The organism is Parapedobacter sp. (assembly GCF_053550995.1).
In genome coordinates this window covers 25,389-37,522 of the sequence record NZ_JBMQOC010000011.1, presented here as the reverse complement: position 1 = coordinate 37,522, position 12,134 = coordinate 25,389, and the positions used below count along the sequence as shown (strand labels likewise).

Here is a 12,134-nt window from a genome sequence, read left to right as displayed (position 1 = left end):
TAGTTGCGGACGCATGCCTAGAATCGTTGTGTTGGGTTCGGGGCGCAGTAATTCCTCGAGGTTGTTTGACAATGGCTCGATATACCGTTCGGGTATCGTGTCCGTTTCAATGTTTACCTCACCCTTCACGTAGAGTTGCTCACCCTCTGGAAGGTATTTGAGGTTGCTGCAGCTTGTCACACATCCCCAAATGGCCACTATGCAGGTCGCCCAAAGGCATTTATTGTCCATCTGCCCCCCTTTCGTTAGCGGCATAGTTTTCTTCCTGTTCATTTATCCGGATGGCGGTTTGCTTCCGTGTGGTATCCTGTTCGGAAGGTGGTGTGTCTTCCTGTTCCCGTTCCCGCCGCCGTTCTCGCATCCGTTCTAAGAACTCGGGATCATACCGTTGCAGACTGTCGATGATGGCCTTCCGTACGCTATCGCGGTAAACAGAGTCTGTCTCCATCCGTTCTACATCCCACCGCCGGCGAAACTGCCTGCTTTCGGTGTTAAACTCGTTTGCCTGTTGGTTTTGGCGGTTGAAGATTTCCTTGAACTCGTTATAGTTGAGGTTAACGATGAAACCAAGGCCGGTTTCAACAAACTGGCCTTGCAGGGTTATCTGGTATTGATTTTTACGGTAGGCCCGCACCAGGTATCGGCCGTCCTCGGTAAGTTGGTAATCGACCGCAATATCGCCGGCAATATTCGTTGTTTGCTCTCCAGGGCGGGCGTTGCCTTCCAGTTCGAAGTTGGAGCCTACGGTAACCTTCATGCGGTCATTGAATAGCATTTTCGAAACACCCACATTCAAATCAGTACGGTTTTGCCCCGTGCCCATACTGTAATCCTCCTGCGATTGCAGATTGAAGTCAAACTCGAGTCCTTGGATGAGATTGCCCGCCAAGCGGTTGAGCTGGCCGCTCAGGAACGAACTTACGGTATTGCGGGCGATAGCCTCTGCACCACCACCACCGGAAAGGCTTTCGAAAGGATTAGCAGCCATAAAACGGCCCAACACAATTAGCGAGAATACCTGTTTGTTCATTTCCGACTCGTTTTCCCGTAATTGAGCCAGACCGGTATTAACCTTGCCTGCGACATCTTGCGAAACCATGGCGTTGTCTTCGTCGAGATCAATGTCGAAACTCAGCTGGGGTTGGAAAAGCTGTTCGCTGATGTGCAGATTCACATTAAAAGGTACGCGTTGTTTATAAAGGTTTGGCTGCTCAGACCCGATTTGAGTTTGTACCAACTCTAACGTGGGCGCCTTGATATTATATACGGCCGTAATATCCATGCGGGCATCCAACGGGTCACCGGCCCAAGAGATGGTACTGCCTTGCTTGAACTGGAACAGGCGCTTGACGGGACCGAATGAGAAAGAATAATTACCTGTCTCCACGGTGTAGTTACCGTTCAACGTGATTTCACCACTTGGGTCGATACCTGCATTTAGCTCCGCTTCACCCTGTATGGCCAACGCATCCTGACTTCCAGGGTCAATAACGATAGTGAATTTGGCATCTTTATCTGTAACGATGTTTACGGATAGGTTCAAGCCGCTCAATTCGGTTTGGGTAAGGGAGTCGACCCGCGCAAACACATTGGTGTCGGAGGTGTCACTTCGGTCTACGAACCTGACAATTCCTTGGCGATCGACCATACCCGGGTCATCATTGGGTAAGACGAAGGTGACATCCGTGTTGTCATTCACTTGCAGCGTTCCGCTAACCGTTGGGTTATCCATATCGCCCTGGATGCGGATATTACTGGAGACATAAAGCTGGCCAAAGTACATGTCATTATCCTGTTGGGATGAATTCAAAACCTGGAAATCATCGGCGGTAAGGGTTAAACCGAATGTATAGTCGGTATAAGTTTTGGTATTCACCGTGCCATTCAACACGGCGGTATTTCCTTTGCTGTCTTTCAGTTGGAAGCGATTAAAGCGCAATCCGTTGTCGTTGAAGTTGATTCGTTGGCCATCAACGACGAACGTTGCGTTGAGCATGGCCACATTCAGATTGGCTTCGTCGAAATTGAGTGCGCCATTGACTCGTGGTTGGTCCGGTGTGCCGGTAATGCGAAGGTCGCCGTTGATGTTACCTGATGTGTTCCGGAGGTATCCCAAACTGAATGCCTCCAAGGTATGCATGGTTAGTGGCGTAACATTCAGTTGGAAATCCAATTGGGCAGTTTGCCCCGGCTGACTGATGAAGTCGCCGGTGAGTTTAACGTCATTGCCATTGCCGGTAATGCTGACATCGGCAGCGAATATATTCTCACGTTCGTTGTTGACTTTTATATTGATGTCGCCAACCGTGTCATTGCCGAAGTAAAAACGGTCGACGGTGATGTCTGAAACGAATACAGGAGACGTTTCAAGCCGCGATACCGTGGCGGTGCCATTAATACCGCCCCCCATATCAAATAATTCACTTTCTAGTATCTCACTGAAGGTTTCTATACGGAAGTTTTTGAAAACCAAATCAATTGGCGCGTTCAATGACGAATCTTGCGAGGTGATGGCCATTTCCTGCCCGTCGTTGCTCAGTACGAACTGGTGCGTACGAAGCCCGTCTTTGCCAAAGGAAATGGCGTTTTCAGGGTGGACCTCCCATTGGTCGTAATTGAGCATCAGCCCGTCATCCAGCAGACTGAATAGGAAGTTGCCCGCATCGACCTGTAGGCCCATCCCGAGGTGATAACGCTCTTTGTCGTCCTGATCTTTAATCCATAGTCCGAAATCCAGTTTATTCTGTTGTACGGTGCCGCTGAGAAGCGTATTGACCAGTTCGATATTGCCCAAGCCAATGCGGTTGATAAGCACGGAGTAGTACATGGTACTATCTAAGGTGTTGAGGTCGAAGCCGACATTGTCGATGACGGTGCCGGCATAAACCACTCGGGGAGCAACGGCTTTAGCAAGCAATAGCTTGTCTTCACTGTTGAACGAGCCATCAAGTGTAATGTCTTGCATTTCGGTAAGATCTGGAACCAGACCCTGGATGAAGCGTGATCTTGTGAACTGCGCGCTGAAGTCGAATTGCTGCGGTGAATAGTCGAACACCGGCGCTACGGAGTCCGGTTGGTAGTACATGGCCATGATATCTTGCATGGATGCGCTAAGTTCACTGAGTTTATAATTGCCTATCATGTGGGCATTAAGAAATTCCGACTGCAGCTGCATCAGGGTTGAACTATCTTGCGCAACAGCCCGAAGCCTGACCGTATCCAACATGTAGCGTTCTTCATTATAGGCAATAGATGAGTTGACAATATCCACCGTACCGTTCAAATGGTCTATGTCTGCCGTTTCCAGGTCGGCGACCAGCCGACCGTGGTAGCGAAATTCATCGGCCAATAGTCCGAGATTCTTCAGGTTTACACTATCAATCATCAGATCGACATTCACCTTTGGGTATGGGCCCCGCATATTAGCATGGGCGGCCAGATCGAAGTCGATATTAGGGTCGTCACTTGCTGCGGCGGCCTTAATATCGCCATTATTTGCCGCGATATCGATTCCAATACCGGTATATTCGTAGCCCATGGCTTCAAGGCTGACCAATTCACCCCGGATATCGGCCCTGGCGGTAGCTGGGTCTAGTCCGGTACCCTCGCCATGTACTGCGAACGATACCTTGCCCAATACGGAATCCATCTTTAGTAATTGTCCGATATCGATATCGCTGATGCTCAGCGTAGCGTCATATACAGTGTCCCGTCCGTTTATTTGGTAATCTGCCGCCAATTTAGCGTTTCCCATGCTTGTTTGTAATTGCATGTCCGTCAGAAACCCGTTGAGCCCGCCATTGAAAGTGCCTGCCAACCTGATGTCTGCAGGGAAATTGATGCTGTCGGGCAATAGACTCGCGGCCACTAACCTGTCGAGATCTGCTTTTCCGGTAACCAATTCTTGCAGGTTGAGGTCCATGTCCAATTGGTCCATATCCGGCAGTCCACGGATATGCACGTCTGCTAGCAGGCGGGTTTTGTCAAGCGCCTGCAATTCGAGGCGGGGGATTCGCAGGTCACTTAAGCGGCCGTTGATTTCGCTGTTTATGAAAAACGTATGGGCCCAAAGGGGCTTCATCACCTCCGTGGTATCCAGGTCAGGCACGAAGTACAGTACATCTTCCATACCGAGGTGGCTTTCTTTGATGTCGGCAGCTAACTGGATCGTGCCTAATTGTTCGATTGCTGTTTCCAAACTGGGATAGGATACCTTGATGTAGTCGCGGATGAGCGTATGCGGCGTCTCGGCATATAGGTCGCTTAGTTCGGCCCCTTGGCCCGTATAGCTGAATTCCGCCTGCAAACGGTTTAGCGTAAAACCACTTCGGTCCCGCGCTTCTAAGTCATCCACCCTGCCACTGATGGTGTCCGGCGAGTAATAAAGATTGGTCAACTTACCGCCTAGGTCGGTTATCCCGATATTGCCATAATCGAATCCTTTTTCTATGCGCGGCTGGTTTGCATCGCGGAAAGCGAAGCCCGTATTGGCGATGCGTATGGTTGTCGCCCGTACCCTCCAATTAACCGGTTCACTCACTGCCGTGTCGGTAGTGGTGTCGGCGGACACCGCGGTTTGGCCGAAAAAGATACGTGAATCCGACCCATCAAGGTCGATTTCGCGGATATCGACCCATTCCTTATTCAGATCTAAAGCATTCAACCGGGCAAGCAGTTTGTTTATTTTGAACCGGCTATCTATTGCACCGGCCTCATCGGTATAGGCGAAGTCGATTGCTGCAAGGTTGATGGTTCCGAACTCCAAATTAGGTAGCAGTGAGGTTTCGGCCGTATCCACCACGCCGAAGTCTTCCGCATCGGGTGCTTCGTTGGCGCTCGCAACTGCCCATTGCCGTACAGACCCCTGCAGCCCATCGATGGTGATCTGGGGAATGCCAAAATGCATATTGCCTGCTAAATCAAATTTCCCGATACGTGTATTGAGCTTTCTTAAGTTGATTTCTGCCGCCAAACCCATAACATCATCGCGATATAGGAAACGGATGCGTTCGAGGTTAACCTTGTCGATGTTGAATTTCATCGGTGCAGTGCTGTCAGACGGGTCTGCCTCTTCCTGTTCACCCACGAAAGCGCGGATGATGTAATCGAAATTAAATGCACTATCGGGCAAATTCCGATTTATTTTGGCGGTAATGCCCTGCAAATCAATCCTGCTTATTTCGACGGTGTTGTTCAGCAATTTCAGCATGCTGATATCCACCCGTAGTTTTTCACCGGCAACAAGGGTGTCCCGCGATTCGTCCTCGAAGTATACGCCTTCGAGTACCAGCATTTTCGGCAAGTCGAGACTTACGCGGGCAATACGCACCGGGGTCTTGATTTTATTTTCAATATAAGAGGTGACTTTCTGAACCACATACTGTTGCACAGCTGGGATACGTATCAGAACGAGTACAAGCAAAATCAACCCGATGACACTCCCGATAACCCACAAGAGTGTCTTTACTGCTATTCTGCCAAACCTATTCAAAGTCTATATGTAAATTTTAGCCGCCCCTTGTACGATAAACAGACATACCTGCCAAAGGTTTAGCGAAGATGCTCAAAACTTTTCAGAATGAGAAAAAGCAAAAATCAAACCACTTGCATATAAAAAAACTTCACGTAAATTTGGGCATGATTCAAACGATGCGTTTGCTGGTAAAGCCGTTAGCCGTTGTTCTTTTTTTAACGTGTTCCATCCGAATAGGGCTGGCGCAAGATTTGAACGCCCGCGTACAAATCTTATCACCCCAGGTGCAGAACACCAATAAACGTGCATTAGAGGTGTTGGAAAAGGCAATTTCCGACTTTCTAAATAACCGAACGTGGAGCGCCAATCAGTTGCAGCCGCAAGAACGCATAGACTGCAGCTTTGTGATTACCATTAATTCGTGGGATGGTTCGTCAAATTTCACGGCACAGGCCCAAATCATTTCAACCCGTCCGGTTTTCAATACATCTTATAACAGCCCGGTGCTCAGTATTTCCGACGATAATTTTAATTTCAGTTATACAGAGGGGCAATTGATGGACTATTCCGATCAGCAATATATGAATAATTTGACATCGTTGCTGGCGTATTATGCCTATATCATTGTCGGGCTGGATGCAGATACCTTTGAGCAGCATGGCGGGACCCCTTTTTATACCGCAGCGCAAAACATTGTGAATAATGCCCAAAATACCGGCTTCACGGGTTGGCGATCGATGGAAGGGATGAATAATCGCTTCTGGTTGGTCAATAATCTGTTGGATCGCCGATATCAGCCATTACGTGATTTCCTGTACAGTTTTTATCTCGAGGGATTGGACACCATGTCGGACAATGCACAACAGGCCCGCAAAACGATTCTGGACTTGTTGCCGCTATTGAAGGATGTGGATCGGTTGGCCCAAGGAGCGGTATTCAACCAGGTGTTTTTTACCGCGAAGTCTGATGAACTGATTGGTATATTCAGTGGGATGGGCCCTCAGGAACGGGTGCAGGCATACAACATCTTGGCCGAAGTAGACCCTGCCAATGTCAATAAATACGAAACATTACGTAACAGCCGTTAGGGAGGTTATATGCTGAATCGCCTATCTATCCGAAATTATGCGTTGATCGATTCGCTCGATATCCATTTCGATCGGGGTTTGAACATCCTGACCGGTGAGACTGGTGCCGGTAAATCCATTATCATGGGGGGGCTGTCACTGATCTTGGGCCAACGCGTGGAAAGCCGCCACTTTTTCAGCCAGCGAAAAAAATGTATCATCGAAGGGTATTTCGATGTGTCGGGTTATCGATTGACTGATTTTTTTTCTGAGCATGATCTGGATTATGAAGACGAAACGATTATACGTAGGGAAATTAGCTTGGATGGCAAATCGCGGGCGTTTGTTAATGATACGCCTGTGACCCTGCAGCTATTAAAAGCATTGACCGAAAAGCTAATCGATATACATTCACAACATGCTACGCTACAACTCAACACGGAGTCGTTTCAGCTAACCGTTTTAGATAGCGTGGCGCAAAACCAGCCATTACGTGAGCAGTATGCCTCGGTATACCGTGCACATCGGTCGGCAGCAGCCGAACTTGCCGATTTGAAAGATAAAGCGGCCAAGGCCAATGCAGAGGCCGATTACCATCAATTTCTGTATGATGAGCTGGATGCCGCCAGACTGGAGGCCGGTGAGGCCGTACGGTTGGAATCGGAACAGCAGCAGCTGGAACATGCCGAAGAGATCAAGCGCAGCCTTCTTGGCATGGTGGATGCCTTGCGGGAAGGGGAAGTGAATGCCGTAGTGCTACTTAGGGCTGCCCTTCAGCAACTGCAACAAGCTGAACGGCACATGCCTGCGCTTGCGCCACAAACGGAACGGTTACAGAGCAGTTTCATTGAGGTGAAAGACCTTGCCGATGAAGTGGACCGAATCGAACAGGGTGTCTCGTTGGATGAAAAACGTCTGATGGATGTCAACGAGCGCCTTAGTCAACTTTACGCGCTGCAGCAGAAGCATCGTTTGGAAGATGTAGATGCGCTGATTGCCCTGCGCGAGGAGTTAGGCGAGCAATTAGCGGGTCTATCGGCCGATGAAGCGGCGATTGAACAGTTGGAAGCGGAAGTAAAGCGGTTGCGCACCGACCTACTGGAGCTGGCCAGTGCTTTAAGCGAAAGTCGCCAGTCGGTGGTTACCATGGTCGAAGAAGAAATAAGCCACATTTTGGGTGAAGTAGGTATGCCCCATAGCCGATTGGATATTGGCATCTCCCCATCGAGTGAGGCAGAGATCAGGGAGTCTGGGCAAGACCGGGTGGATTTTCGGTTTACCGCAAATCGGGGGCAAGAGCCCCAACCCCTCAGTAAAGTCGCGTCTGGTGGCGAGTTGTCCCGGTTGATGCTAGCCATCAAATCATTGATTGCCAAAACGTCGTCATTACCAACCATTATCTTTGATGAAATCGATACCGGAATATCGGGTGAGATAGCACTAAAGGTGGCCGATATTATGGAGCATTTGGCGACACGGATGCAAGTGCTCGCCATTACGCATTTACCCCAGATTGCCGCAAAAGGGAATGCCCATTTCAAAGTGTACAAGGCCGAATCGGCTGACAAGACGGCAACCCATATCATACAATTGCAGCCAAACGATAGAATATTGGAGTTGGCACAGATGCTTAGCGGCACGAACCCAGGTGAAACCGCCCTACAGCATGCTGCTGAGTTGCTGGGAAGATAAAAAAAAGCATTACTTTTACCCGCTGTATTTTATTGACTAAAAATAACGAACTATGTCGCATAACCTATTGAAAGGAAAGAAAGGAATTATTTTCGGTGCTTTGGACGATAAATCCATCGCTTGGAAAACGGCGCAACGGTGTGTGCAGGAAGGTGCAGAAATTGTACTTACCAATGCCCCAGTGGCTTTGCGCATGGGTACCATCAAGCAGTTGGCCGAGGAGTGTAACAACGCACCCGTTATCCCTGCTGACGTGACGAGCAACGAGGATATTGAAAACCTGTTTGACCAGACATTAGCACATTTCGGCGGGGGGGTGGACTTCATCCTGCATTCGGTGGGTATGAGCATCAATGTACGTAAGGGCATCCCATATACCGAAAATAATTACGATTTCATGCATAAGGCTTTTGATATTTCCGCCATCAGCCTACACCGAGTGCTGGCTACTGCCATGAAAAAGGATGCCATCAACGATTGGGGTTCCGTCGTTGCGCTTACCTACATCGCTGCCCAGCGGGTGTTTCCCGATTACAACGATATGGCCGATGCGAAGGCTTTGTTGGAAAGCATCACCCGTAATTTCGGTTATCAATACGGTGTGAAGAAACACGTGCGGGTAAATACCATTAGCCAGTCACCTACCCAGACCACAGCAGGCTCTGGCGTGAAGGGCTTTGGTGATTTTATTTCCTATGCCGATAGGATGTCACCCTTGGGTAACGCTACCGCCGACCAGTGTGCGGATTATACCGTTACATTATTCTCAGATTTAACCAAGATGGTAACCATGCAGAATCTTTTCCATGATGGTGGATTTTCGTTTACTGGCGTAAGCCAAGCGGTAATCGAAGGAATGGGAGCGGAGTAGGCGGACACGCGAATTGATATCATAAAAAAAGCGGCATAAGGCCGCTTTTTTTTATCGTATGCTGTTTATATGGGACATAGCTTAAAACTCCCTTATAAAATCAGATTCGGAAAGTATCACTTTAACCACAGCCGCGTCGGGTAGTGGAATTTCTATACCTGCGTCGGCCAATGGGTCTTCGGCAAAGATGGTGACGGCGCCGACCTCATAATTTACAGAATAAGCGATACCATTGAAGGTAGTGGGGAGGATATCGTAGGAATTTTCCCCATCGAAACTAATGGCAACACTCACTCCGCCCTCCAGCAGGTAGTAATCGGTTAATTCGGGCAGCGTTTTGGTGTGAAACACCTGATAACTTACGTCGTTTTCCCACTCCCAACTATTTTGGTCAATTTGATAGATGAACGTTTGACTGGGGACGGTGTCGTAATATTCTTTCGTACAGGATGAGATGCCGATGATCGTTATTAATCCTACGACTAAAGTTAAATACTTTTTCATATTAATTAGTTCTTTGGGTGGATTATTTTGTTCACTACTCCTTTTATCTATAGACGTCGATTGATGACCAAAAGTTTAATGCAATAATTGCTCCAAGAATAAAAAGCACCGAAATAGTTACGACTAAAATACCCAGTAGTGGGTATTTTTTGGAGGGTTCCCTTTGATTACGTTTGTAGAAATTTTACCATTTAACGCTTTTGATAAGGAGGAAGATTACGAATCGCGCTCCAATTGACGATAAAACATCCACCAACCAACCCCGTTCAGTTACTGAATCAAATAACGTTTAAATCCGATCATGAAACCTGCATGCATTTCCATTTACAAAATAACATGAATAATTCATGCGGGCTCCATTGCCACTAAAAAACAAATTATACAAATGAAAAAACAACTACTAGTATTAACCGTGTTTTTCCTCACCGCTACTTGGTCTTATGGTCAGATTACGCGGGACGATTCCAGGCTTAGCCGAGGCTATCTGCGACTCGGCTTCAGCAACTTCGGACAAGAATTGAACGACGACCTGTCCAATTTTACCGTCGACGACGGTGGGATGGCCAACGATGCCACGATGTTGGGGAACCTCATGGAGGGCCGCAACGGCGCGAAGCGCGGCTATGTGTTTGAGTTCGGCCGCAACTATTATTTTAATCAAAACAGCCTGTTGCCATTGTTCGATACCAAGGTTGGACTGGATTGGACGCAGCTCTCGCTTACCTACAACCAACTAGACTGGAGTAGCATCATTGAAAGGGATCGGGCCGCCGGGTATGAGGTCGAAGAGATGGATTATTTCGCTGCATCTGTGTCTTCTAAAATTGGCCCGGTGATTTCCATCAATTTCATCGATAAATTGGTGCTCGATGTCCGTGCCCAATTGGCGGCAACCTATTTTGTAAACGGATTGGATTATTATGCATACAGTGAAGATGATGAAAAGTACTTCACGTTCATGCCCGAAGAGGAAGACAGTGATGAAGTGGATGGACTCAAAGCCTTCGGGAAACTAGGTAAGTTTGGATTCAAGCCAAATTTCGGGGCGACTGTTCGCTACAGTGTTATTGGACTGTCAATAGACTATTCTCCGGGTTCTTTCAAATATGAATACGAAACAAGCGAAGGCGGGGGTGACGTACAGTCGGGGAAAGAGAAGTTCAAAAACAATGTTTTTCAAATCAAATTGAGCTTGACTTTATAAAGGGGAGGCATCAAAGCCTGTTTATCGATCTAACGAATGACCGGGGCGGATTCCTTGCGCCCCGGTTTTTTGTTTAGCTTTGTGCGAAATTCATTTTGTGTACATGGGCAACAAGGAATCCACCGTTAATAAGCACATATCTGCCACTATTTATCCAGTCCTTTTCGCATTGAGTTTTTCACATCTGCTCAATGATACCATACAGTCGCTTATTCCGGCGATTTATCCCATCGTTAAAGATTCCTTTCAGTTAAGTTTTTCGCAAATTGGGGTAATTACGTTAGTGTTTCAGCTTTCTTCGTCGCTTTTGCAACCTTTGGTTGGTATAATTACAGACACAAAACCATATCCATATGCCTTACCGGTGGGTATGGGCTTTAGTCTCACCGGATTGGTGATGATGGCTTTGGCGCCCAGTTACCAATGGATATTGATTTCTGTAGCCTTCGTGGGGGCGGGGTCATCCGTATTCCATCCGGAAGCATCCCGGATGGCGTACGCGGCGTCTGGCGGTCGGCGAGGTTTTGCCCAATCGCTTTTTCAAGTGGGGGGCAATGCGGGGAGCGCAATTGGTCCCCTGTTAGCCGCCATGCTCATAGCGCCTTTTGGGCAATTCCATGTCATCTGGTTTTCCATCGCTGCACTTACGGCGATCATTATCCTTTACCGTATCGGTAAGTGGTATAAGCCCAAGTCCATCCGTAATTACATTCTTCGAAAGAATAAAGTCAAGGAGGTAGTGCAGCCTCCGCTCCCCCGTAAAACCGTAATCGGTTCCATAGCGGTACTATTGATCTTGATCTTTTCCAAGTATTTTTATTTCGCTAGCCTCACCAGTTATTACACGTTCTACTTGATGCATAAGTTCGATGTTACCGTACAACAATCTCAGGTTTACCTATTTGTATTCCTTTTTGCCGTTGCTGCTGGTACAATGATCGGCGGACCTGTGGGCGACCGGATTGGTCGTAAATACGTGATTTGGTTATCGATCTTAGGGGCTTCCCCGTTTACATTGGCGTTGCCATACGCGAACCTCTTTTGGACGATTATCCTTTCTTTTGTAATCGGCGTCATTATTGCCTCGGCATTCGCTGCCATCCTCGTATATGCCCAGGAGCTATTGCCGGGCAATGTCGGAATGGTATCGGGGTTGTTTTTCGGTTTCGCATTCGGTATGGGAGGCATCGGTTCGGCGGTATTGGGTAAGTTGGCTGATAGCCAGGGAATAGACTATGTATACCATATTTGTGCATTCTTACCACTTATTGGTATCGTGGCCGCGTTTCTGCCGAATTTGAAAAAAGTCCCTGTTAGCTGAAT

Annotated in this window: 8 protein-coding genes; 5 read left to right on the top strand and 3 right to left on the bottom strand. The window is 48.0% G+C overall.

Features of this window, described 5'->3' with window-relative positions:
* Both ACO1NT_RS01265 and ACO1NT_RS01260 read right to left on the bottom strand, forming a co-directional pair.
* On the bottom strand, nt 1-231 hold a 231-nt coding region (locus ACO1NT_RS01265), incomplete at its 3' end, for a hypothetical protein (protein WP_449046535.1).
* Nucleotides 221-5,491 carry a translocation/assembly module TamB domain-containing protein gene (locus ACO1NT_RS01260; RefSeq protein WP_449046534.1) on the bottom strand — a complete coding sequence of 1,757 codons (5,271 nt, stop codon included), beginning with the start codon at nt 5,489-5,491 and terminating at the stop codon, nt 221-223. The genes ACO1NT_RS01265 and ACO1NT_RS01260, both read right to left, overlap by 11 nt.
* A 146-nt stretch (nt 5,492-5,637) precedes the next feature.
* Here ACO1NT_RS01260 and porD point away from each other — a divergent pair, with 146 nt between their 5' ends.
* The 3 genes from porD to ACO1NT_RS01245 are packed head-to-tail and all read left to right on the top strand — an operon-like array spanning nt 5,638 to nt 9,103.
* Entirely contained in the window at nt 5,638-6,561 is a 924-nt protein-coding gene (gene porD, locus ACO1NT_RS01255; protein WP_449046532.1) for a type IX secretion system protein PorD, read from the top strand.
* 9 nt (nt 6,562-6,570) lie between these two features.
* Nucleotides 6,571-8,232, top strand: coding sequence for a DNA repair protein RecN (gene recN / locus ACO1NT_RS01250; RefSeq protein ID WP_449046531.1), 1,662 nt, complete (start codon nt 6,571-6,573; stop codon nt 8,230-8,232).
* Nucleotides 8,233-8,284: 52 nt separating this feature from the next.
* Nucleotides 8,285-9,103, top strand: coding sequence for an enoyl-ACP reductase FabI (locus tag ACO1NT_RS01245; RefSeq protein ID WP_449046530.1), 819 nt, complete (start codon nt 8,285-8,287; stop codon nt 9,101-9,103).
* 81 nt (nt 9,104-9,184) lie between these two features.
* Here ACO1NT_RS01245 and ACO1NT_RS01240 read toward each other — a convergent pair whose 3' ends face one another.
* Nucleotides 9,185-9,607 carry a hypothetical protein gene (locus ACO1NT_RS01240; RefSeq protein ID WP_449046529.1) on the bottom strand — a complete coding sequence of 141 codons (423 nt, stop codon included), beginning with the start codon at nt 9,605-9,607 and terminating at the stop codon, nt 9,185-9,187.
* A gap of 385 nt (nt 9,608-9,992) precedes the next feature.
* Between ACO1NT_RS01240 and ACO1NT_RS01235 the strand changes: the two genes are divergently transcribed.
* Together ACO1NT_RS01235 and ACO1NT_RS01230 are read left to right on the top strand one after the other, a co-directional pair.
* Complete coding sequence (locus ACO1NT_RS01235) at nt 9,993-10,811, top strand: hypothetical protein (protein ID WP_449046528.1); 819 nt, start codon at nt 9,993-9,995, stop codon at nt 10,809-10,811.
* A 103-nt stretch (nt 10,812-10,914) separates the two neighbouring features.
* A complete protein-coding gene (locus ACO1NT_RS01230) occupies nt 10,915-12,132 on the top strand; it encodes an MFS transporter (protein ID WP_449046527.1) in 1,218 nt (405 codons plus the stop codon).
* Nucleotides 12,133-12,134 lie beyond the last annotated feature (2 nt).

Excerpts from the sequence above, each read along its gene's own strand:
- recN (WP_449046531.1), top strand. The coding sequence starts at position 6,571 with ATGCTGAATCGCCTATCTATCCGAAATTATGCGTTGATCGATTCGCTC.
- ACO1NT_RS01240 (WP_449046529.1), bottom strand. The coding sequence starts at position 9,607 with ATGAAAAAGTATTTAACTTTAGTCGTAGGATTAATAACGATCATCGGC.
- ACO1NT_RS01235 (WP_449046528.1), top strand. The coding sequence starts at position 9,993 with ATGAAAAAACAACTACTAGTATTAACCGTGTTTTTCCTCACCGCTACT.
- ACO1NT_RS01230 (WP_449046527.1), top strand. The coding sequence starts at position 10,915 with ATGGGCAACAAGGAATCCACCGTTAATAAGCACATATCTGCCACTATT.
- porD (WP_449046532.1), top strand. The coding sequence starts at position 5,638 with ATGATTCAAACGATGCGTTTGCTGGTAAAGCCGTTAGCCGTTGTTCTT.
- ACO1NT_RS01245 (WP_449046530.1), top strand. The coding sequence starts at position 8,285 with ATGTCGCATAACCTATTGAAAGGAAAGAAAGGAATTATTTTCGGTGCT.